This window comes from Shewanella waksmanii, assembly GCF_043643685.1.
Taxonomy (GTDB): domain Bacteria; phylum Pseudomonadota; class Gammaproteobacteria; order Enterobacterales; family Shewanellaceae; genus Shewanella; species Shewanella waksmanii_A.
This window is the reverse complement of record NZ_JBHZSN010000003.1, coordinates 378,372-403,817: the sequence shown is the minus strand read 5'-3', so window position 1 is coordinate 403,817 and position 25,446 is coordinate 378,372. Positions and strand designations below refer to the sequence as shown.

Sequence of the window (25,446 nt, the reverse complement as noted above, 5' to 3'; positions counted from 1 at the left end):
ATTTATTCGGATTTATAACTAGCCATGTTGGCTGATTGTATTTGCCCTTGTATTTGTTTTTATTGGTAGTTGTGGGTGGCGGTTAGCTTTGGAGAATAGATATTAGATAATTTACAATACTCTACTTGGCTCTTCAACGAATTTATTATTAATCATAATACCATGGAATATAAAAAATTGACCAGAATTTGTGGTTCCTACCCTTGATCAGATAGCAGGACAGACTAGAGAAGTATGAAGCATAGAGATATAGAAAATGGCCCTTTTCCGCTTTCATCAGAACAACAAAGTTTGTGGCTTGTTGAACAGATGAGGTATGACAATGAAGCGTCTAATAGCTTAAAGCTGTCTATCGAGTTCAATGGACCGCTAAACTATGCTTTGTTAAGAAAGGCCTTAGATGAGGTCATTCGTAGACATCTTGTTTTGAGAGCTTCATTCGATGAAAGTAATGGTGTGCCAGAACAAAATATATATTCTACAGGTTTTGACAGCTTAGCTTTTGTTGATTTAAATCAGTCTGGGTCTTTAAGTGGGAATATGCAGAATGAAGACCTGATTAAATGTTTGGATGACTTTGATCTACAGCCGTTTGATTTGAGGTCAGGATTAACTTGGCGAATGATCGTTATTGCCTTAAGTAAAGACAAATATGTATTTTCGATACATGCTCACAGAATTGTATGTGATTCAGAGTCGCTAATTATTTTGATGAAAGAAGTGCTCAGTTTATATGACGCACTTTTATCCAATAACCCCCCATCTTTGCTGCCCATAAGCATAACCTATCTAGATTTTATTGATAGGCAGCGTTCCTCGATCATTGGAGAAGATTATTATGGGAAACTACGTTATTGGAAGAGCAAACTAAAAGGAGCCCCTTCACTCCACAGCCTACCATTCGATTCACCAGAGGATAAACAAAAAAATAAGCAATGTAACTTCTTAACATACAGCCTTGATGCAGACTTGGCTAATAAACTAAGAACAGTTAGCCGCTTAGAAGGTGCCTCCTTAAATATTACGTTGCTTACTTCTTTCATTTTCTTTCTTGCTCAACGTGGTAACAGTACTGATTGGGTTTTGGGGGTTCCTTTATCTGAACGTGTAGATATTGAATTTGCTGAATTAATTGGTTGCCTATCTAATTTGATGCCTTTACGAGTTAAATGGAGTGGTGATTTGTCGTGGAGCGGCCTTTTAGACATAGTTAAAAAAGGCATTTGGGAGGGTATTAAGAATCAAGGTGTTCCTTTTGCTAATATTGTCAATGAGGTTAGCCCTGAACGTCATGTATCTCACAATCCGCTTGCTCAAATTGGATTTAACTATCAAAAATTCAATAGCTTAGAGCAGGATTTTGAAAAGTTCTCAATAAGTGGTGCCAACGAGTTCTACAATGCAGTGGGTCAAGCTAGCCAATTCGACCTTCAGTTAGGGGTGTTGGAGGCTCCAGAAGGACTGTCGTTATATTGGGGATATAAAGAAGAGTTATTTTCTCAGTCAACCATTCAACAATTTCAGATTGGTTTTGAAAGAGTGCTTTATGAAATATGGGAATATAGAGCAAAGCCACATTCTTTTCGCCTCATAGAGCCAAAACAAGTAGAGAAGCAGCATTTATCAGAAAATCTGAGTGTAGATGAAGAGGCTGAGTTTATTGAGCCCAAAAGCAAAGTGGAAGCAATGCTTTTATCGCTTTGGTTAGAGGTTTTGGAAATCGAAAAGGTCAGTGTTAATGATAACTTTTTTTCGTTAGGTGGCCACTCTCTTAAGGCGACTCAGGTGATGAGTCGCCTTCATCAATTACTTGGTTTAGATCTTGGCGTGCGTCGCTTGTTTGAATACCCTACGATAAAGAGCCTAGCGCTTTTTATCGAGAAACTGACGCCCCAAAAAGACAATAAAAAGCCTAAACTTAACGTGATTCATCGGCCCAATAGGCTGCCACTTTCATACGCTCAGCAGCGTTTGTGGTTTCTTGACCGACTGCAAGAAGGTTGTAGTACAGAGTATAATATGCCAGACGCGTGGCGTATGAAGGGGACATTGGATCTTACTGCCTTAGTGCAGTCTTTTAATGCATTAATTGCTCGTCATGAAACCTTACGGACTCGTTTTGTCGAACGTAATGGTGAGCCTGAGCAAGTGATTATTCCAGAGCTAATCATCGATATACCGGTTGAAGATCTTTGTCATTTATCGGGGAGTGAGCAGCAAGATGTTGTTGAATTGGAACTTGAAAAACAATGGCAAGAAGGGTTTGATTTAGCTACCGGGCCGCTGATACGCGCTCGCTTGCTGAAACTCAATGCCCAAGATCACCTGTTGTTGAGTAACTTACATCATATCATCTCTGACGGTTGGTCAAGGGGAGTGCAGAGCCGAGACTTTAGCCACTATTACAACGCTTACTCACAAGGCAAGCAGCCTAAAATCGAGTCTTTGAATGTTCAATATGCCGATTTTTCGTTGTGGCAGCGACAATGGTTAAGTGAAGAAAGACTCGCTGAAGGATTGAAGTATTGGCAGACTCAGTTAGCTGGAATCCCGAAAAAAATTGACTTACCTACTTTGCCAAGACCTGCCAGTCAGACATATATCGCTCGACGCCATAACAGTATCATTCCAGCGGCAACCATTGCTTCATTAGAACAGCTTGGGTTATCACATCAAGCAACACTGTATATGACATTGTTAAGTGCTTTTTCTGTATTAATGGGGCGTTATAGCGGCCAGTCTGATTTTACTATTGGTTCACCAGTGGCTAATCGGCAAGAACCACAGTTAGAAGATTTGATTGGTTTTTTTGTTAATTCACTGGTTATGCGCCTCAAACCTGAGGCAGAGATGACTTTCATACAACTTCTTGAGTCGGTTAAGCACACAACGATGGCTGCCTACCAATTTCAGGATGTGCCGTTTGAACAGTTAGTCGAGACTATAAATCCAGAGCGTGATCTCAGCACGCCGCCATTATTTCAAGTCACTTTTGCAGTTCATAATACCCCAATGACAACGCCCAATATAGTGGGGCTTGATATACAATCTGAAGTATCACAAGCGTTACGGGTGCGTTTTGATTTAGAGGTGCATGTACTTGAGCATCAGGGATGTCATGAGCTGGTTTGGATATACAATCAAGACTTGTTTGATGCGCAGCAGATTTCAGGGATGGATGAGCATTTTCATCAACTATTAGAACGGGTGATTGATAAGCCTGACTCGCGTTTATGTGACTACAATGTGTTATCGACTTCACAGCAAGTGCAATGGCAGAAGTGGTCACAAGGTGAGGTTGAGCCAGTGGCAGATTTCACGGTGGTGGAGCTTTTTGAACAACAGGTCGTGGCGAGGCCTGAGTCTATAGCCATAGTTTTTGAAGGAGGACAGCTCACTTATCGCGAACTTAATCAGCGGGCTAACCAGCTTGCACATCAATTGATTGCGCTTGGTGTCACGGTGGAGACCTTGGTGGGACTGTGCGTCGAACGCTCTGTCGAAATGATTATCGGGTTATTGGCTATTGTAAAAGCTGGCGGTGCGTATGTGCCGATAGATGTAAGCTACCCAGCTTCACGGCTGCGTTATTTACTCGAAGACAGTGGTGTGAGGTTACTGCTGACACAAGCAAACCTTATTGAATCGTTGCCGCAGTTGGCGCTCCTTCAATACCTAGATATCAGCTTAGTACTCACTCAGGCAGAAGCCAATACGAATACCCGTAACCCTGTTGTAGCGATAAGTGGCGAACAGCTGGCTTATGTTATCTATACTTCTGGATCGACAGGCAAACCCAAAGGCGTGATGGTCACCCATCAATCTTTGACTCACTTACTACAAACCCAATCTTCAATGCTAGATTTTACATTGAATGACCAATTTCTTTCGATAACTAATATTGCTTTCGATATTTCCGTGATCGAGAACCTAATGCCACTGATTATAGGGGGAGCGGTTTTATTGGTTGAGAGTTCTGTCACGAATGATTTCTCTGTACTGGTTGAGAAAATCAAATGTGATAAACCTTCACATATTCAAGCTACGCCTGTGACCTGGATGAGTATCTACCATAAGTTAGTGGGGATGGACTGGTGTAAAGTTATCATTTCTACTGGCGAAGCTCTCAATGAGGAACTCGCTAGTGCGCTCTCTCAACTGGCGCCAGTGTCATATAACCTTTATGGTCCGACTGAAGCCACAGTGTGGGCGTCGGGCAGTCAATTGCAATCTACCTCAGTGGCAAATAGCATCGGTCGTCCCTTGGCCAATACACAAATATTGATCTTAGACCCCAATGGGCAGCCACTGCCACCGGGGGTTGCGGGTGAGTTGTACATCGGCGGTGTTGGTTTGGCGCGCGGTTACCTAAACCGTCCCGCACTGACTGCCGAGCGCTTTGTTGAGGTTGATGTATTAGGTTGTAAACAGCGCCTTTATCGCAGTGGTGATAAGGCGCGCTGGAGTTATGACGGCGAGTTAGAGTTTTTGGGGCGCTTCGATGACCAAGTTAAGTTGCGCGGTTATCGTATTGAGTTAGGGGAGGTTGAAACCGCATTACGTGAACATACAGAAGTAGAAGACGCGTTGGTCGTATTGGCAGGAGAAGGAGAGGACAAACACCTCAGTGGTTATGTGATAGCGAGACAAGATGAAGAGTCGCAACAACTTAACGGACAAAGTCATATTCGACACTGGCAAGCCCTTTATCAGCAAACTTATAACAGTTCAGCTGCGCCATCAGAGTTTGATATTGTGGGGTGGAATAGCAGCTATACCGGTGAGGCTATTGCGGCTGATGAAATGAGAATATGGGTCAATGAAACCGTGGCTCAGATACGCCAATTTTCAAGTACCCGTGTGCTGGAAATTGGTTGTGGTACCGGCTTATTGTTGACTCGATTAGCAGCTGATGTTGAGCGTTATATTGGGCTTGATTTCTCAGATGCCGCTTTGGCGCGTTTGGGGGCAACGATAGCCGAACGTGATGACTTGGCTCATGTCGAATTACATCAAGGATTAGCGCACGAACTTGGCTTTCTTGAGACTGGCTGTGTTGACTTAGTTATTCTTAACTCGGTGGTGCAATATTTTCCTGATGTCGAATACTTATTAGAGGTGATTAAGCAGTTGTGCAGGGTGTGCACTGCAGACGCTAACATTTTTATGGGGGACATTCGTAACCTTAAGATGTTAGAAGCTTATCATGCTTCAGTGATCGCGTACCGTGCTGATGAAAATGCGTTATTGGAGTGGGTGAGCGGTCGTTATCGTCAAGCGCTTCAGGATGAAGAAGAGCTGTTACTCGCACCGGAATTTTTTGAGGAGCTAGCACAGAATTGGCCGGGTATTGCTCGGGCAGAGGTGCGATTAAAGTCGGGTGATTATGACAATGAACTCAGTCGTTTCCGGTTTGATGTCAGCCTGAAACTCGGTGGACGTCAACAACTCAATGATGGGATACACTGGATAGATTGGGACGAAGCTGATATTTGGCGTGAGACACTTCGGGTAAAAATCAGTGCTGATGCTGGTCAGGCTTATGGTGTGCGAGGTCTGCAAGATAGTCGTGCTAGTGAGGCTGTGCAGCTATATGAACAAATACAGCAGGAACAGTCAGATTATTTGCCGCTCAAAGATCTGTATAAAACTATAGAACGCAAAGGGGAAGATCCTAATCGACTTTTTGAGTTAGCGCGTCTTATGGATGCCGAGCTTATTTTCCTAGAGCTGGAAGCAACGGGGGGCTACCAGGTGGTGTTTAACCCTTGCTGGGTGGCAGCGCATGAGGGACCGGGTCAACCGGGTGATTATCATCGTTATGTTAATCGACCAGCTCAGCGTTCGCAGCAGGTACGTTTAGGGGCGGAATTAAAGGGGCTATTGCAGCAGCAACTACCTGATTATATGGTGCCAAGTGGCATTATGGTATTAAGTCGTTTTCCACTTACAGCGAATGGCAAGATAGATAAGCATTGTTTGCCAGAGTTTGTGCGAACAGCAGCCCGTATTAAAGGTGAGTTTGTCGCGCCTAGCTCGGAATTAGAGCTTTCTCTTGCAAGTATATGGCAGGCGGTGCTGATGCTTTCAACTCTTCCAGGGCTCAATGATGACTTCTTTGATTTAGGAGGTCATTCATTGCTATCTGCAAATGTCGTTGCCCGTATTGAAAAAGAATTAGGCGTCAAAGTGCCGTTAAAGCAGTTTTTTGAACAGCCAACGATCAGTGGATTAGTGAAGGTCCTGTCAGAGGCTGAGGCACTAAAAGAAACTGCTGATGAGCCGCTGAGTTCGGAAAAGGCGATGCCTTGGTGTTTACCTGAAGACATAGACTATCGCCTAAAAAGCTATTTAGGTAGTTGGAAAGGTGCGCGAAGCAGTGAAGATGGTTTGATTTTTGGACATAATCTTAATGGCACTCGCCCACCAATATTTTGGGTGTTCCAAGGCTATCAAGAGTGTAGCCAGCTAGCCAAATACCTCGGAGATGATCAACCGCTTTATGGTATGCGCTCTGGTCACTTATTGATGGAATATAGTGAAGACGATATTCAGCAGCTTGCATTGAGGTATGTTAGCGAAATTGAGGCGTTGTACCCTGAAGGGGCATTCTATATAGGTGGTAACTGCCAAGGTGGTTTAATCGCACTTTGTATTGCACAGCATATGCAGCGCCGACATCGCATTGTATTATTGACTTTTCTAATCGATTGGATGTTTCCGGCACAAAGCTACACGGGGCAAGTTTCGTTATTGTTTGGGCGAGAGAGTGAGTGTAACCCGTACATTAATTATCATAATCCCGAATTGTCGTGGCAACGCAGCTTCCCCAATTACCGTGTTGATGTATTCCCTGGCTCTCACGGACGCTTTTTTGAAGAGCCCAATGTACAAGGCTTATCGACTGTCATAAAGCGTAATATTGCTGAAACAATGCAAGCCCCAGTGTCGCTTTTACCGCCGATTGAAAGAAAAGCAGAACTGGTGTTAACCGAGGAGCCTAAGACATTGGTTGCGGGCACTAAGCATATGATTTCGATCAGGGTGCGAAATACCAGCACTTTGGCTTGGCAAAGCTCTGACTGTTCTGGAGTTACTCTGAACAATTGCTGGTTGACGATGGATAACAAACCCATCGAGAAGTTAGATGGCTGCTGCACTCTTCCCGCATTGCAACCGGGTGAGTCATGCTTGCTATTATTACCTATTAACGTTCCGTTTGAATTAGGCTTGATTAAGTTTAAAGTCAGTTTAGTCGAAGCCGGGCAAGGCTGGTTTAGTGGTGTAAGTAGCGGTGAATTGGAGTATGCCATTGAGATCACCCAACCAATAAATGTACTACCTAAGCCTTTGTCGGATAAGGTCATCAAAAGAGGTGCCCCGATCATTATTGGTGGTTCTGGTGGAAGTGGTACGCGTCTAGTTGCAAAAATTTTATCCGATGCGGGTATATATTTGGGGGAGCAGACTGACTCTGCCGATAGCATAGGGATGGTAAGCAATTGGTCTAGTGAGTTATTGCCATATTGGAACCACGCAATACCAGAAGGGGTTAAAGCTTCAATCTGTGAAGATTTAGATAGAACGTTAATTAAGTTTTTTGAATCCAGTCAATCCACCACGCCTATAGGCCAATGGGGGTGGAAGCTTCCACCTCATGCATTTTTTGCTACATTTTTTCATCAGGTCTGGCCCAATTTCCGTTGTGTTCATGTTGTGCGAGATGGACGGGATATGGCGTTGTCAAAAAATCAGAATCAATTAGGTTATTTGGGGCCAATTGTGTTGTCTCCAAGAGAAAGGCTATTACCTAAAACACAGCAAAGCCTATTGCTTTGGGAGCGGCTCAATACCAATTTGGCAACTTATGCTGCTCAACATCTTCCAGGGCAGTACCTTTGTCTTCGTTATGAAGAACTCTGTTCAAATCCAGAAGAGAGTATTAAACGCTTGTTTGACTTTTTGGATATTAAAAAGCAAATAACCCCTTATCTTGCGTTGGTCAAAGCTTCATCTGGGATTGGTCGATGGCAAGAGCAATCTCTGGAGATCAAACATCAACTGCTGGAAGTTGGTCAAGCGGGGTTGAGTTATTTTGGGTATGAAGGTGAATCGGCTCCGGTAAGTCAGTTAGATTTCATGGATAAAAATGGTTTAGAATCTGTTGCTAAAAACTGTCAGGATTTACTCGGTAAAGGTGACTTTAAATCGGTCATTAACCACGCCGAGTTAGTGATGGGGGAGAAGGATTCTGTGCTTTGTGATCTTGCGGAGGCGCTATTATTTGCTGGGCGTTACCAAGATGCGGCTATTCGGTATCGACAGGCACTAGCCTCCAACCCTCAGAGCACAAAATTATGGTTTGGATTAGGAAAAGCAGAGGCAGAACTCGAACATGATGAAAGTGCCATAGATGCCCTCTTAAAGTCGTTAGCTTTAGGTTCACAAACTCAACTAGAAGCTTTTCAATTGCTTTTTTCTTTATATAGTAAAAGGGGCGAAATTGAGAAGCTATTGCCTTATATGGAAGGAATAGAGGATAGTGATACTAATGCATCGTTGTTAATGTTATCTGCTCGTGTTCTATTACATGTAGGTGATGCTCAAGGAGCTTTGAGCGTGATTGAGAAGCTTTATTTCAATCGATATTTTAGTGTTGACCGTGTGATCCCACTATTAAACAACCTTATTGGTCTTAGTCGGTTGGAGGGGGTGACTAATACCCTGCAACAGATGCACATTGAAAACCCTAAAAATGTATCGGTTAGACGGCTTCAGGGGCGACAAGCACTCATGATGGGGAACGAAAGTTTAGCAGAGGAAATTTGGCGTGATGTTTTTTTATTGCACCCGTTTGAGCCAAATACATTAGTTATGTGGTCTAGGCTCTTAAATGCTCAAGGTAGAGCTGAAGAAGCTTTACGGGTTTGTGATAGTGCGATAAATACGCAACCTGAACAGGCACAATATTACTTAGCAAAAGGGTTGTTGTTAAGGGGATTAAAACAAACTGAGGAAGCCTTATTAGCCTACAAAAACTTAGTGAGATTACAGCCGGATAATGTGGCAGGATATGTTGCTATCGCTGATTTATTTTGTGAGATGAAAAAGCCTGAACAAGGTTTGAAGAGCATCAATGTTGCTGTACAAAGTGGCGTAGTCAATCCCCAAGTTTTTCGCGCTAAAGGGAGTTGTTTAATCGCTTTATTGAGGATTGAAGAGGCAAAAGAAGAGTTTGGCAATGGGTTGGATATTTCTCGAAATATGGTTGGTTGTTGGTTGGGATTAGTCGATGCATGCATAATGGAGGGTGCCCATACTGAAGCTTTGAGGTATTTGCATAAAGGGCTAGAGTATAATCCTAAGCATCCTCAATTATTGTTTAGATTAGGTGAACAACTTCTCCGTAGAGAGAATAAGTTCGAAGAAGCAATAAACTGTTTTAATTTAGTTTTAGAGGCGAACCCATATCACAAGGTTGCTAAACAGCGAATGAATGAAGCTAAGAGTAAGCTTTAATGTTCTAGGGATTATATTTTTCTAGGGGAAGTATGTAGGTTTTGAGTTGATTTTTAAATTGCCTACTACTTCCTTTTGCTAGCTCTAGCGACAGCCTAAGACGTAAATATACTTAATCGAGAGTGTTTGGAGTGATAAGGTTTTCCTCAAACCTTAATTAATTAGGAAGTTTTACCATTTTCTTGATGGTGAAGCTCAAGTCCTGTCTTGTTGCGCCTAACCACAAAAGATCACCTAGTGAGTCATTGAAGTGGTTTCAGCAATCGGTTGCAGAAACCAAATTTACAAAGTCATACTCGGAGTTGCCATGTCTATTAAACATTATCGTATTACCATTGAAACAGTTGATAGTGAAACTCAGCGTCAAATGCAGTTTGACTTCCAAGACAGAGAAGATGTGTTTAAGGTCGTTGAAAACCTGCAACAAGGCAGTGGATTAGCATCACTGCACGCCATGCGGGTTGGTTTAGCATTGCGCTTACTTGGTCCGGTAATGATGGAGCAGCGTAAACATCCGCTTTTCGCAGAATTCATGCCGCACTTTAAAACGTTCATGCAGCAGTTAAAAACCACTGTCAAACAGGCGATAAAGTCTTAACCGCAACACTTACTAAGTCACTGCTTGCTTCAATACCTTTGCAGGTTGACTGCGCGTCGTCTTATCTGCAGCGCGCAAATATTGCTCGACTACTAAGAATAAGGCTGGCGCCAGCAGTAAAATTGTTGCCATTGAAAACACGGTGCCGAAGGTGAGGCTAATCGCCATCGGGATTAAATATTGCGCTTGTGTTGAAGTTTCAAATAGCATTGGCGCCAAGCCAATAGCCGTGGTTAATGCGGTGATCAATACCGGCCTAAAGCGGCGGATGCTACTGGCTATTATTGCGGCTTTTAAATCCATTGTTGAAGTCAATTGCTGCACATCTTTCAACAGTACAAAGGTGCCGTTAATCACTAAGCCTGATAGGGCAATCATGCCAAACAGGCTCATGACACTTAATGGCTTATTGAGCAATATATGGCCCAATAGCGCCGCGGCAATGCAGGCTGGAATAACGCTCAATACAGCGATAGCACGGCCGACACTGCGAAAATAGATGGCTAAAAAGCTAAAGACCAAGAACAGGGCGGTGGCGATACCGACGACTAGCTGACCATTGACTTGGCGCTCTGCTCTGGCTTCGCCGCCAAGCTCTGCGCTGACTTGGGGAAACTGCTGGCTAAGTTGCGGTAATATGCGTCCGCTAATGGCATCAATAATCAAACTGATATTGGCTTGATCACGCAATAGACTGGCACTGACTTCTACCTGCTCTATGCCATCTTGGCGGTGGATTTGCGTCGCGCTTTTACTTGGCACTAACTCAGCGATTTGCCCTAACAATACTTTACCAGCTTGCGGTGTTTCGACTAACAGCTTGGATATATCACTGGCTTGATGGCGCAGCTGTGGGTCCCCAAGCACACGAATCTTCAGCTCTTGCCCCTGCTGGATTTGTCGCTGTACTTCGTGGCCATAAAAATAATTGCGCAGCAAAAGGCCTAAGCTATCGCTATCAAAACCCAAGGCAACCCCACGTTGATTAAGGGTCACATTGTATTGCCAAAGGGCATCGATTAAGTCGCTATCGATATCGGTCACGCCCGTTAAGCGAGTCAGTTGCTGCATTAAATAATCATTGGCTTGTCGTAATGCGTTGCTGTCACGGCTACTGAGCTCGATGGATAATGCCTTACCGCCACCAGGGCCGACTTCATAGTCAAAAAATAGTGACTTGATGCCTGCCAGTTGGCCGATTTCTGCTCGCCAAGCGGCGACAAACTGCTTCGCGGTGTAGTTTCTTTCAGTGTCAGCGACAATCTGAAAGGTACTGGACGCTGAACTACCACTGACTTCGGTTAGCGTGTGCTTATAGCTGTTTGGGCTGTTAAGTTGTACCAAAGCGCGATGGCCCGCGGCCGTGACTTTTTGCATAACCTGTTGTTGGTGATGGTAAGGGGTGCCCGCAGGAAACTCTATTTCAGCATCGATGCGCGTGGACTCAATTTTTGGCACAAAGCCGCTGTCTAGTCGGCCTGAGCTGACATAGCTGAAGATCACCATCGACATAGCAAAGAATAAGGCGATGACTATTGCGGGCTGTTTCAGACTGACCGTGAGAAACGGCTTGAAATAGTTATCTCTGATGTGGGCGAAGCCATTAAAGCTGCGCTGTTGTAGGCCCGCTAAATAGTGACTGCTGGTGGGACGATCCAGATGACGCAGATGATAGGGTAATATCAGCAGTGCTTCGATGAGTGACACAGCAAAAATAGCAAATATTAGCAGCGTCATCGGCTGATACATGACTCCTAGTTCACCTGGGACAAACATTAACGGTAAAAAAGCAATGATGTTGGTGGCTACTGAAAAGCACACTGGCAGTACCATCTCGCCAGCGCCTTGAGTGAGTGCGTCGCGGGCAGGTAAGCCATCTTGGATTTTTTGGTAAATATTGTCGGCGACAATGACCGCATCATCGACCAAAATACCTAAGGTAATAATGAAGGCGAACAGCGTCACCATATTTAGCGGGATACTGAGTATCGGCATCACTGCCATTGCCCCAACTATCGCAATGGGTATCCCCATGCAGACCCAAAATGCCAAGCGCATATCTAACAGCAGTGACAGTACCAAAATCACCAATAGCATACCGATAACGCCATTGTTGAGCAGCAAGCTGATACGGGTCACGAAAGATTGTGATTGATCTTCCAAGCTAATCAGCTCAACACCAGCGGGTAGGGGCTGATATTGAGCCATAAATTGCTCGACTTGTTGGCTGAGAGCGATTGGCTTGCTACGGCGATGCTGATAAATCACCAACATAATACCGGGGGCGTCATTTATCATTAGAGGCTGCTTGGGCTGTGTGTAGCCAAAACGCACTTTGGCCACATCGGCTAACACCACTTGGTTTCCGCTTGCCTGGCTTAACAGCACCAGTTGTTCAAATTGTGCGATTTGCTGTTTGCGGCCGCGAGTGGAAATCACAATATTTCCGGCGTGAGTGCTAACCTCTCCGGCAGAGACATCTGATACCGATTGCGCCACAATGCGGGTGATGTCGGTCATTGAGATCGGGTACTGGTTTAGCTTTGATTGGCTTATTTCGATTAGTAACTCCGGCTCGGGTAGCGCTTCAATGGCGACCTTAGCGACATCCACTTCAGCTAACAAGGCTTGTTTTATTTGTTGTGCTGTTTGGCGCAAGACTAATGGCGAGACCTCACCGCTTAAGCCATATTCAATCAGCGGTTCTAGCTCCTCTACAACAGCCACCTGCAGCGGCTCCATCATGGCCGGAAAACTGTTAATCGTGGCCAACTGATTATTGACTTCGGTCAGCACACTATAGGCATTGGCATTGTCATCGAGTGTCAGCACGATGTCTGCGCTATCCTGTTCAATTGTTGCTGACAGTCTGTCGATTTGCGGATGCTCTTTGAGGCTATGCTCAATCGGTTCAACAATGCTTTGACTGATCTCACTGGGATCGGCACCGGGATAACTGGCATTAATGGCGATTTCATTAACGCGAAATGATGGTGACGTTTGCTGCTCAATTTGTGCAAATTGATAGTAGCCACAAAGCAGAATGGCCAGCGTGAGCAGGTTGGTTGCAATGGGATTGTGAATCATCCATGCAATCAATTTATATGACAAGCTATTGCCGTTGACCTGATTACTCACTGAAAGCCTCCACGATATTCACTGCTAGCCCGTCTGAAGCTTGGTGCATACGATGATTAACGATACGGACTGGTTGAGCAAAGGGGTTAGCAATAATCGCTTGCTCATGGTCTTGAAATAGGATCTTAACAGGCTGTGATAGCAGCGTATTTTGCTGAGTAACTTGCCATATTTTGTCATGATCAATCGCGGCTAATGGTAGCGTGAGTGTATTGTCGATGCTCTGCAGTGCCATGCTGGCTTCAACATAATCACCGATGATGAGCTTAGCTTGTTTTGGCTGTGGATTTTGATACTCAACAAACAGCTTTTGCTGCTGAGTCAGCGGGTCGATGGCCGGCAGGATCTCACTAATATGAGCTGTTAACGTTTGTTCGGTGTCGGGCTGATATAGGCTGACCACTTGACCGACATCGACTTGGTTTACCAAGGCCCGCGGTAAAAATAGCGCGACGCGGACTGTTGCTAAACTGGTGAGTTGTGCGATTGGTGAGCCCTGAGTGAGGTAGTCGCCTTGTTTTACCAAGGCTTTGGTGACCACAAAATCTTGCGGGCTGATCAATTGACTGCGTTGAAGATCGTTGTCGATAAGCTTAACGGCACTTTGAGCAATACGCACTTGCGACTTAGCCTGACTAAGCTGAGGTTTACGCAGCAATAATGCGTGATCGAGTTGCCACTCTTGTTCATTAAAGTCCTGCTGCATCATTTTATAATCAACTTCAGCGATACGCTGCTCACCTAACTCTAAGGCCAGTTGGGCGGTGGCAATGGCTAATTCGGCTTGTCGGCTTACTTTTAACGCTTGTAGATCTCGCTGATCCTGGCGAAATATCAGTTGCCCTTGAGGGATGAAGCCGCCTTCAATTAAATCATTTGCAAGATACTGCAAATGACCGTCCATTTGTGCGCTGACTGTTAACGTGTGGCGAGGTTCGACGTGGCCAAAGTTAGTATATTGGGGCTGATATGTGCTGGGCTGTGGCGCCATAACCGCGACATTCATGCGTTGCTTCGGCTGTGGGTTTTCCTGAGCACTCGGGGCAAACAGGGTCAGACCTAGAGCAATACTACTCGCAATCGCGAGGATAATGACAACATGCAGTTTAGGCGAGAGGCCAATAAGTCCTTGGCCCGTGGTGTGTGACGACATAACAGTAACCTTACCCATCTCCCAGCGGGAAACATCCATAAATAACCTGAGTGAGAAGCTAGGTTAATCAAGGTGGTGTGAATGGAATGTCAATGTCATGGCCAATATCGTGAATATCAGTGCGGTGAATATCAGTTCGCCACAGCGGCTTAAACAGGTCGCTTAGATGGGTCGCTTAGATGGGCTGCCTAGACTCGTCGCTAAGTGGTGAGCTTGATAGCAGTGTTAATCGCTAGCTCAGCTGGTACTTTGCAATGAGCTGCTGACGTTTTTCATCCAACATATTGATTTTGTTAATATCGTAATCAGTCACTGCAAGCAGCCGTTTATCCATGATGCGAAACCACAGCCAAGGCAGGTAGGCAATCACATACATGCCAAAATAACCACTCGGTAAGGTGGGTAAGTTGTCAAAGTGGCGCAGTGATTGGTAACTACGAGTGGCATTGGCATGGTGATCAGAGTGACGCTGTAAGTGAAACAATGCCCAGTTGGAGAAGATGTGATTACTGTTCCAGCTGTGATGCGGCTGGGGCCGCTCATAGCGTCCGTTAGCCAGTTTTTGTCTCAGTAAGCCGTAATGCTCAATATAGTTTGCAGAAGTTAATTGCCACATGGACCAGAAGGCGCAGATGCACAAATAGGGGATGACCACTGGCCCCAACCAAACTACCAAGCCGATAAACAATGAAAGCGTCAGTAACATGGCCTGTAGAAATTGATTATCTAGGCTCAGTGCCGAGCGTCCGGCTTTATTAAGGCGTGTTTTTTCTATTAGATGCGCCCGCTTAATGGCGCCGGGCAATTCTCTTAATGCAAATCGATAGATGGTTTCGCCCATTTTTGCTGAGGCTGGATCTTCAGGGGTGGCGACATGTTTATGGTGGCCACGATTATGTTCAATAAAAAAGTGACCATAGGCCGCGGGCGCGAGCACTAACTTAGTTAGCCAAATATCAATCTTTTTGCGTTTATGCCCCAATTCATGGCCGATGTTTAGCCCGTGGCCGCCAATGCTGCCGGCTAATAACGCCACTGCTAAATAACCTGAATAACTTAAAGAGTGGTTGGCAACAAACCAAGCACAGTAGATAAAGGTGGCTAACACCACTGGGACATTCAGCCGAATAATTCTGGAATAGAAGGGGTCAGCTTCAAGGGCGGCAATGACGGATTCTGGTGGATTGCTGCTGTCTTCTCCCATCAGATAATCGATTAAAGGAAACAGGCTATACACCACAATAAAAAATAGCCATAAAAACACTTCCTGCTGGTAGCTTTGGTAGAGCAGGGGACCCGCGACAGCGATACTGGGAATTAATAGCGAAAACCACCAAAAGTGACGCTTCTTATCCACGTAGGTGGTGCCGTCGGCAGCAGTGAATATACCGGCTTTGTTCATTTGTCCTCCAAAGCTGAAGTCAGTAGGGCGTATTGATCTTTCGCGGTTAAATTTTGTTCGAGCTACAAGCATTTTAATCGCGACGAGCGGTTTGACGCCTAGCATGCTAAGCAAAATACCGCTCAACAAAGAGTAAAACGTTTGTAGCCGAACCCTACGGGCAGCGTTTGTGGCTTTTTCTACATCGTTATCGGCTTATCAAGTAGGGGCTACATATCAAAGCCTCTGCTTTGTATCAATAACCCACAAACTGCTGCAAAAATCAGCTCGAAAGATCAACACGCCCTATTGCCAGTGATGATTATTTGTACATACTGATATTGAGTTAAGCACACTATATCAAGAAGATAAACCGACTAGATAAATCGACTTGATAAACCGACAAGATAAATAGTGCAGGGCCGATACAGCAAAACGGTAAGCAGGCATTGAGGTTTTGCCTTGTTAGGCTGGTGGCTAACATGGTGCCATAATTACAATTTGGCTGTACTCTAAGGGCTAGCTTTTTAAGTGATCTGTTATAGCAAACTCAGTGAAGTAAAGCGGAATAACTAAGTTGACTTTTTCAGTAGCAGGCGAGCCCTGAGTCCCAGTTAACTTAATGGTTTTATGTGGCTGACACTTGCTGATATAAGACTCTAAAGACTTGGCTCTGGTGCGCTTACCGCTTTTAACTTCAATAGGCACTATGCGGCCTTCATCATCAGCGATAATAAACTCTATTTCAGCCCGTGCATCCCCCCATGAATGGGTTGGGTCGATACCTTGTGCAGCAAACTCTTGTTGAACAAAGTTTTCAGCCACATAGCCCTTGTACTCATAGCCCTGCTGCTTAATCTCTTTGTAGCTCACGCCTAGCATATGGTTAAGCAAGCCAACGTCAAACATAAACAGTTTGACCATATTGTCTTTTTTATAGGCAGCTAACGGACTTTTAGCCGTGCCTTCAATGGGGTAGTTTTTTAATATTAAGCGGCATTTATCTAACCAAGTAATCGCACTTTCTAATTCACCATAGCGAGATTTTCGCTCATGAACGCCTTTAAATTTAAAGCGTTTTACGGACTCGTCTATTACAGCTGATAACTGCGAAGGTACATTATTAAATACAGCCTCGATTAACCCAGCATCAACTTTGCCTGAATACTTACCAAAGTCTCGTTGATAGCCTGAAATCAAATCTGCTTGGATATTTGCCACCGCAGCCACACGCTTCAAAATACTGTCGTTAGCCATCGCAAACCAAGTGCTAACCGCCTCAGGCATACCGCCTGTAAAATAATAATCGGTGAGTTTGTCAAATAGCCTAGTGTGGGCGGCTGATGTGTTAGCTTGTGCGTTAAAGGCGTTAATCAGTGGTGTTTCATTAGAGGCAATTAAGAACTCCTGAAAGGTCAGCGGGCGTAGATTGTGCTGCTCGACTTTACCAACAGGAAAGCTGGCTAATAATCCGATATTGGAGCCACTCGCTGCAACAAACATATGTGGGGCTTTTTCTGCAAAATATTTTAGCGCGGTAACGGCGCGAGGGCACTCCCCAATCTCGTCTAAAATCAGCAAGTGGGTTGCTGGATTGAATATTTCACCCGTCAGTAACTCAATATTGGTAATAATATCGCTAGGGCTGAGTGATTCAGCAAAAGCATCAGCCATCTCGGGCGACTCAAGAAAGTCAATGCGCAACACCTGCTCAAAGGTTTCACCTAGCAGGGTTTGCAGTAGATAAGTCTTACCTGTTTGACGAGCACCATCAATCAATAATGGCTTACGCTCACTTTTGTCTTTCCACTGTAGTAGCTTGTCGAGTAGTAACCTTTGCATGACTATGATTCCAACATCAAACTGTACACCTATTACACTTTAATGCGCATTAAAATGCAATATACTACACTTTTGTGCGCGTTTAAGTGTGGGTTTTTAACTTTTTTGCACTGTTAAGGCGCAAATTTGCTGGTGGTCATGACTATCAGCGCGTAGTTAGGCCTTCAATGCTAATCGCCCATGCAGCTAAAAGACCACACTCATGTTGCTAATAGACCACATTGTAGTGCACTGATGCGCAGTCATAGCAAATAACCTCATTAGTCTCAAAATCAACAAAAGAGGCTAAAGATAAAGTTTCGCTATGGGCGCTGAGTTGCCGACAAAACGTATAGAATCTTGGTTAACTAACGAGTGTCTAGTGGCTGTTAATTCAATCTTCATCATAGGTTTCTTTTGGCTGACAGCCCGAGAGCAGAATAAAGTCGTTTATCAATGGGGAATACGACTTTTCAGCCAAATAACGCCATACAATAATCATAGATACCAGCTAATTAGTTGTTTTTGATCTAGTAATGATTGATCAGTAAGCACAATGTGTATAATCGAGCTAATTGAAGACGGATACCCCCTATTAACGATAATAGCGGCATAGAGAGAAACCATGGTTCAACAACACCAACAAGAACTTCAAAAACAGCTTTGGAACATTGCCAACACATTACGTGGCAATATGTCAGCAGACGACTTCCGTGACTACATTCTGGGGCTTATCTTCTACAAGTACCTATCAGACAAGCTAAACCGCTACTGTGATGAGTTGCTTGCCGAAGATGGCATTACCTTTGTTAGTGTTGGCGTTGGTGCTGCTGATGATAAAGAGCTAATCAATGACCTTCGTGAAGAGTGTGTCGAGAACCTTGGTTACTTTATTGCGCCTAAACAGCTTTTCTCTAGTCTAGCGGGGCGTGGTAAGAAACAAGAGTTCATTATCGATGAGCTTGATCGCACTCTTGCTGATATTGAACAATCCACCACAGCGGCAGACTCTGCCGATGACTTCAATGGTTTGTTTGAAGAGTTAGACCTTAACTCAAGCAAATTAGGTAAAAACCCAGACGCACGCAATAAGCTAATCAGTCAGGTTTTGGTTCACCTAGAAAACATCGACTTCCACTTAGAAAATACCGAGATTGATTTACTGGGTGATGCCTACGAATACCTTATCGGTCAGTTTGCCTCTGGTGCAGGTAAGAAAGCAGGCGAGTTCTATACCCCTCAACAAGTATCTAAAATCCTTGCTAAGTTGGTTAGCCTAGATGGCAACGTAAAGTCCGTATACGACCCTACCTGTGGTTCAGGTTCATTGCTACTGCGTGTTGCTCGTGAAGTCGGTAGCCCTGATTTGTCTGCAAGTGGAAGCCTTGAATTCTGTGGTCAGGAGCAAAATCCGAGCACCTATAACCTCGCTCGTATGAACATGCTGATGCACGGTGTGCGCTACGATAAGTTCGATATCAAAAACGACGACACCCTAGAGCACCCAATGCACCTAGAGCAACGTTTTGATGCGGTAGTAGCTAACCCTCCGTTTTCAGCGAACTGGAGTGCTAACGAACTGCACTTAAACAGTGAACGCTTTGCTGACTACGGCAAGCTTGCCCCTAAATCGAAAGCTGATTTTGCTTTTGTGCTTCACATGATCCACCAATTGAATGAAACGGGCACATTAGCGGTGGTTGTCCCTCACGGCATCCTGTTCCGTGGTGCGGCAGAAGGTCACATCCGTAAGCACCTTATCGAGAAAAAGAACTACCTAGATGCTGTGATTGGCTTACCTGCGGGTATCTTCTTCGGTACAGGTATCCCGACTTGTATCTTGGTGTTTAAGAAGAACCGCAAAAACGATGATAACGTGCTGTTCATCGATGCATCTAACCACTTCGAAAAAGGCAAAGCGCAAAACTTTATGCGTAATGAAGACGTTGAGCGCATTGTTGAGGCTTACAGTAAGCGTGAACAGCTTGAGCCAGAAAAAGCCGATAAGTTTGCTCATGTTGCCAAGCTGTCTGAGATTGAAGAGAACGACTACAACCTTAACATCCCTCGTTACGTTGATACCTTTGAAGAAGAAGAGCCTGTTGATTTAGATGCGGTAGCGTTCGACCTTGCAGAGCTAGAAATGAAGATGCACTCGGTGGATGCTGATATTGCTGACTTCTGCTCTCAGCTCAACATCAAAGCACCCTTTCTTTCAGGTAAAGAGTAAGGTAGGTATGTTATGACAGAACAAGTGAATGTACCGAAGCTAAGGTTTGAAGAGTTTTCTGAGAATTGGCAAGCAATTGAGCTAGGCGAATTGATGACCTTTAAAAATGGTATCAATGCATCAAAAGAGCAATACGGACGTGGTGTTAAATTTATTAACGTAATGGATATCATTGAGAATGACTATATCACTTATGATCGAATAGTTGGCTCTGTTGATGTAGAAGACAAAGAGTTTGAAAAGAACATCGTTGAATATGGCGATATCCTGTTCCAAAGAAGCTCTGAGACTAGAGAAGAAGTGGGACAGGCTAACGTTTATTTGGATAAAAAGAACGTTGCTACATTTGGCGGTTTTGTTATTCGAGGAAAAAAGGTTGGCAACTTTGACTCTGTTTGCATGAACTACCTTTTGAAAACGAATAAAGCTCGCAAAGAAGTTACTACTAAGAGTGGTGGCAGCACTCGTTATAACGTCGGTCAAGCAACACTATCAGCCGTCAATATTGACCTACCTCCTTGTATTCCAGAGCAACAAAAAATCGCCTCTTTCTTGTCAAAGGTCGATGAGAAGATCGCACTACTCACCGAGAAGAAAGACAAGCTCGCCGAGTACAAGAAAGGTGTGATGCAGCAGTTGTTCAATGGTAAGTGGCAAGAGCAAGACGGGCTGCTAACTTTTATCCCGCCGACACTACGTTTTAAAGCGGATGACGGTAGCGAGTTTCCTGATTGGGAAGAGAAGAAGTTGGGTGACCTAGCTAATTCTATCAAGTCAGGAAAGTCCAAAGCTTTTGATGAAGGAACCATTGAGCTATGGGGATCAACTGGCAAAATCGGATTCACGGATAAGGTATCGCATAATGGCCACTTCATACTTGTGGCAAGGGTTGGTGCTAATGCAGGTAAATTAAATGAAGTTCAAGGTCAATTTGGAGTTTCAGATAATACGTTGGTCATTGATGTAAAACCAGAACACCACCTTCGTTTCATAAAGTCATCATTGCTTAAGTTTGATTTAAATCGTCTAATTTTTGGGTCAGGTCAACCACTAATAACTGGCGGAGATTTAAAAGCTCACAAGATGGTAGTTCCTACCTTTGATGAACAAACCAAAATTGCTAACTTCTTATCTGCAATCGATAACAAGATTGATCTCACCAATTCCGAACTTGAAAAAGCCAAAGAGTGGAAGAAGGGGTTGTTACAGCAAATGTTCGTTTAATTTAACTGCGCGATTGGAACGATTACGGCGTTAGCTGCGTTTATTCGCCCTCATCACATAGCGAACTATGCTCAGAGGGCCTCATAAACTTGCCGCCTTGTACTCGTCCCAATCGCTTTGTTAAATGCTGCGGAAATAACGTCAGTTGGATTTATAAATAGAAGAATTATGAGCACACAATCAGAAGCACAACTCGAAAAAGAGCTAATCGACCAGCTTGTCGCTGCCGATTTCAAACTTGTCGATATTGGTAATGCAGAGGCGCTAAAAGCGAACCTCAAAACTCAGCTTGAGAAAGCCAATGGCGTAACGCTAACCGAGCGTGAATTTGAAAGTGTGCTCATAAAGCTAGAAAAGGGCAACATCTTCGATAAATCCAAACGCTTGAAAGGCAAAGTGGATGTCACTCGTGAAGACGGCACCACCGATTACCTGACTCTGTTATTTGATGATGCCAGCAAGAACCACTTCCAAGTGACCAACCAGATCACCATTCAAGGGACATACGAGAACCGCTACGACGTGACTATCTTAGTGAATGGCTTACCGCTGATTCAAATTGAACTCAAACGTCGAGGCATTGAGCTAGCGGAAGCATTCAATCAGATTAAGCGCTACGACAAACATACCTATGGTGCGCAAGGTGGGTTGTTCAACTATGTACAGTTGTTCGTTATCTCTAATGGCGTCAACACCAAATACTTCTCTAATAATCGTGAGCTTTCATTTAAGCAGACTTTCCACTGGACGGATGTTGAAAATAACAAGATTAACTCACTGCCTCAATTTGCGGATTCTTTCTTAAATCAACCGCACCTGACTAAGATGCTCAGTCGTTACATAGTACAGAACGAGTCAGGTAAGTTCTTGATGGTGCTTCGCCCTTACCAGTTCTATGCGGTGGAAGCGATCGTTAATCAGGTTAAAACCAACAATAACCACGGTTACATTTGGCACACCACAGGCAGTGGTAAGACACTGACTAGCTTCAAAACTGCTCAGATCCTCTCTACGCTTGAAGATGTGGATAGAGTGGTATTCGTGGTCGACCGTAAAGACCTCGATTATCAAACAGCCAAAGAGTTTGATGCTTTTTTAAGAGGCAGTGTCGACAGCACAGGTGATACTAAAAGCCTTCTGAATCAGTTCCTCGGTTCACGACCACTTCCACCAAAGAACATGGCGAAGAAAGCGCTAAACACCAAAGACAGCTGTGCCAACGGCGGTGAAGAGCTGCCACAAGTCGCAGAGTATGCGCCTATCTACAGTAATAAAGTTAATCGGATCAACAAGCTAACCATCACCACGATTCAAAAACTTAATAACCTGATCACTAAACCTCGTTTCAAGGGGCAGGTTGAACACCTTCGCCAAGAGCGAGTGGTTTTTATCTTTGATGAATGCCACCGCAGCCAATTTGGCGAAACGCATCAAAACATCGTCGACTTCTTCGAAAAAGCACAGCTATTTGGTTTTACGGGGACACCAATCTTTGCGGACAATGCGACCGCTAAAAAAGTGGAAGGTAAAGGGGCTAATGCATCTAAAAGCAGGAAACGAACCACCAAAGATCTGTTTGGTGAGCGTCTTCATAGCTATGTGATTGTTGATGCGATCAAAGATGACAACGTGCTTCCATTTGCTATTGAGTATTACGGTAAGCTGAAGCATAAAAACGATGGCATGGATGTCGATGTAAGTAGTATCGATGTCGCCGAGTTTTTTAGCTCTCCAAAGCGTATTAAACAAGTATGTGAGCACATCATTGGTATCCACGGTCATAAGACCAAACGCAAGTTTAACGCCATGCTGTGTGTTGCGAGTGTGCCTGATCTCATCACTTATTACGACACCTTCAAAGCACTCAAAGAAGAGGGCAAACACAAGCTCAATATCGGCACCATCTTTAGCTATGGCGTAAATGAGGAAGAAGAGTTCGAAGGCGAAGCCGATGCAAAAGGCTTAACGGAAGCTAATGCACAAGTTCTTGGTAACAATAAGCTGCATAGTCGAGACAAGCTAGATGCTTACATCGAAGACTATAATCAGCAGTTTGGTACAAGCTACTCAACTCAAGATACCGACAGTTTCTACAACTACTACAAGGATCTATCGAACCGCACCAAGAACGGCGAAGTGGATATCTTGCTCGTAGTTAACATGTTCCTCACGGGGTTTGACGCTCCCGGTTTGAATACCATCTATGTCGATAAAAACCTTAAATATCATGGTTTGGTGCAAGCCTTCTCCCGTACTAACCGCCTAAATGGCACGGTGAAGTCGCATGGTAATGTTATGTGTTACCGCAACCTTAAGCCACAGGCGGACGAAGCATTTACCCTGTTCTCAAATAAACAGCCAATCGAGTTTATTGAAGTTCCAGACCTTAACGGCTTGACCGAGGACTTTGCTAAAGCACTTGAAGCGTTGAAAGCAATTGCTCCTGACGTGCAAAGTGTCGATGACTTGCCTGACGAAGACATGCAAGCAGGCTTTATTAAGCAGTTCCGCATCTTGATGCGCTTGAAGAACCAGCTAGAGACATTTAGCGATTTCGACATTGAAACGCTTGGTATGTCGGAGCAAGAATTCGTTGACTACGCCTCTAAATACAGCGATTTAGCCCGTGAACTCAAGAAAGGTCCCGGTGAAAAAGAGTCCATCCTGGCAGACATCGACTTTGAGTTGGAGCTACTCCAGCGGGATGAAGTTAACGTTGGCTACATTCGTCACCTCTTGATGACAATGTTCGAAGAATCTTGTGACGAAGCGAAAGAGAAGAAGCGCCAAGTTATCGCTAACTTACTTGCGACTGAACCGACATTGCACAGTAAGCGTTCTCTCATCGAAGATTTTATCGAGAAGAGTATGCAAGGCTTAGTGCAAGGTGCTGAGTTTGATGAGTACATCGAAGAGCAGAAGCAAAAAGAGCTTAATCAAATTGCCGCTGAAGAAAAGCTAGATACTGATAAATTTAGTGAAATGATCACTAGCATTGAAAATGGTTTGAATGTGGATGGCTTGAAGTCAGATGACATTGCTCAACTTACTACTGAAAAAATGACCTTCAGAACTCGACGTACGATTTTGCCGAGGATTACTGAAAGGCTTAAAGCATTCACTGAGACGTTTATTAGTGGCTTTCACTAGATGGCTAAGCTGTTATGGGATAAGCATCTAACTTTAAGTTTGTTTGAGCAGGGGATAAACAATGCAAGTTCAATTTTCCAATTTAGCAGAGTTATTTCAAGCCGTCTTAGCTGATGACGTTTCCTTTGATAATGAAGAAAGTGCTAGAGACTGTATTAATGCTATTGCTGAAAAGTGCGCAGTTGATGCTGAAGTCACTTTGCAATTGCTATGGGGTAGCTGTGTGGCTGAAGACATAGCAGCGGTACTATACGAGAAGTTCTTTTATGAAGGTTATGACATTGATTGGTATGATCTATTGCGCTTCGACTTTGATATTGATGATCTTGCGTTAACGTTAATGGATGAAGGTGCAATATCCATGCATTATTCACCTAAAGAAGTCACTAATTTTGTCGAAAGCACCATTGCATCTTGGTCTAATAATGCCGAAAGGTTCTGCTTAGGTGCATTAGAAGCTCGTTAGAATCACTAAGCAATTTTATAACTGCGAACCTATCATGGTTTAAACATTTGTCATAATCGCAAAACTGTAACTTGCCGTAAGTGAGTTTCACCCTTTTGTAAATGCTATGGGCTGGTGGCTTGATTGAGGAGTGGTCACTTGATGTTATCCAGCTGTTTGTGGTCATCAAGCTTATACAGAAAGCCACCTAAATTAATGAAATACTTTTGGTTGTGTTATGGGGAAGCTGAGCAATAGTGCATGGAATAAATAGCTAGGCTGTATGATAGCTACTAACTATTAGTGATTAAGCTCCTGTGAACTCAATAGCGCCATCGGCATGATTTAAATAGGAGTGACCTATGAAGCTTGCAACGAAGCTGATAGGGCGAAATATGGACGATATGTAAAGCAAAACGGGCTTGCCATTGCTGGCAAGCCCGTTTCAATACACCATGTTAAGAATTGCTTCTTAGTTCATGCCGTACTTTTTCAATTTTTTACGCAGAGTACCGCGGTTGATACCTAACATGTTTGCTGCGCGAGTTTGGTTACCGCGAGTGTGTTGCATGATGATATCTAGTAGAGGTGCTTCAACTTCACTTAACACCATTTCATAGACTTCTTCAGCTTCCTGACCGTCCATTTGAGCGAAAAAGTTGGTTACTGCACGCTTAACTGCGTCGCGAAGTAACTGAGGCTTAATAGTGCCGTTAGCGGTCTCAATTTTGCCTACGGTAAGCTGATGAGCTTCTGGTTGAGTTGTCTGATCAAACATTCGTATTCT

The 25,446-nt window shown here is 44.2% G+C and carries 11 protein-coding genes; 6 read left to right on the top strand and 5 right to left on the bottom strand.

Going from position 1 to position 25,446, the window contains the following annotated elements:
• Positions 1-234 precede the first annotated feature (234 nt).
• Both ACHUFW_RS06755 and ACHUFW_RS06750 read left to right on the top strand, forming a co-directional pair.
• On the top strand, positions 235-9,519 hold the full coding sequence (locus ACHUFW_RS06755; protein WP_394201658.1) for an amino acid adenylation domain-containing protein: 9,285 nt from the start codon (positions 235-237) through the stop codon (positions 9,517-9,519).
• Between the two features lie 307 nt (positions 9,520-9,826).
• Entirely contained in the window at positions 9,827-10,117 is a 291-nt protein-coding gene (locus ACHUFW_RS06750) for a DUF3861 domain-containing protein (RefSeq protein WP_394201656.1), read from the top strand.
• A 12-nt stretch (positions 10,118-10,129) separates the two neighbouring features.
• Here ACHUFW_RS06750 and ACHUFW_RS06745 read toward each other — a convergent pair whose 3' ends face one another.
• The 4 genes from ACHUFW_RS06745 to ACHUFW_RS06730 form a co-directional block, all read right to left on the bottom strand.
• The gene (locus ACHUFW_RS06745) at positions 10,130-13,255 is read right to left on the bottom strand and encodes an efflux RND transporter permease subunit (protein WP_394201654.1); all 3,126 of its coding nucleotides are present in this window, start codon (positions 13,253-13,255) and stop codon (positions 10,130-10,132) included.
• Positions 13,248-14,408, bottom strand: coding sequence for an efflux RND transporter periplasmic adaptor subunit (locus tag ACHUFW_RS06740; protein ID WP_394201652.1), 1,161 nt, complete (start codon positions 14,406-14,408; stop codon positions 13,248-13,250). The genes ACHUFW_RS06745 and ACHUFW_RS06740 overlap by 8 nt, the downstream gene beginning before the upstream one ends.
• Positions 14,409-14,640: 232 nt before the next feature.
• On the bottom strand, positions 14,641-15,810 hold the full coding sequence (locus tag ACHUFW_RS06735) for an alkane 1-monooxygenase (protein ID WP_394201651.1): 1,170 nt from the start codon (positions 15,808-15,810) through the stop codon (positions 14,641-14,643).
• Between the two features lie 498 nt (positions 15,811-16,308).
• Complete coding sequence (locus ACHUFW_RS06730; protein WP_394201649.1) at positions 16,309-17,631, bottom strand: ATP-binding protein; 1,323 nt, start codon at positions 17,629-17,631, stop codon at positions 16,309-16,311.
• Positions 17,632-18,235: 604 nt separating this feature from the next.
• On the opposite strand from ACHUFW_RS06730, the gene ACHUFW_RS06725 reads away from it, so the two are divergent.
• From ACHUFW_RS06725 to ACHUFW_RS06710, 4 genes are all read left to right on the top strand, one after another.
• Positions 18,236-19,840, top strand: coding sequence for a type I restriction-modification system subunit M (locus ACHUFW_RS06725; RefSeq protein WP_394201648.1), 1,605 nt, complete (start codon positions 18,236-18,238; stop codon positions 19,838-19,840).
• 12 nt (positions 19,841-19,852) lie between these two features.
• On the top strand, positions 19,853-21,064 hold the full coding sequence (locus ACHUFW_RS06720) for a restriction endonuclease subunit S (RefSeq protein ID WP_394201646.1): 1,212 nt from the start codon (positions 19,853-19,855) through the stop codon (positions 21,062-21,064).
• Between the two features lie 168 nt (positions 21,065-21,232).
• Entirely contained in the window at positions 21,233-24,214 is a 2,982-nt protein-coding gene (locus ACHUFW_RS06715; RefSeq protein WP_394201645.1) for a type I restriction endonuclease subunit R, read from the top strand.
• A gap of 61 nt (positions 24,215-24,275) precedes the next feature.
• Complete coding sequence (locus ACHUFW_RS06710) at positions 24,276-24,680, top strand: hypothetical protein (protein ID WP_394201643.1); 405 nt, start codon at positions 24,276-24,278, stop codon at positions 24,678-24,680.
• A gap of 451 nt (positions 24,681-25,131) precedes the next feature.
• Here the strand turns inward: ACHUFW_RS06710 and fis are convergent, their stop codons facing one another.
• On the bottom strand, positions 25,132-25,437 hold the full coding sequence (gene fis / locus ACHUFW_RS06705; protein ID WP_028774417.1) for a DNA-binding transcriptional regulator Fis: 306 nt from the start codon (positions 25,435-25,437) through the stop codon (positions 25,132-25,134).
• Positions 25,438-25,446 lie beyond the last annotated feature (9 nt).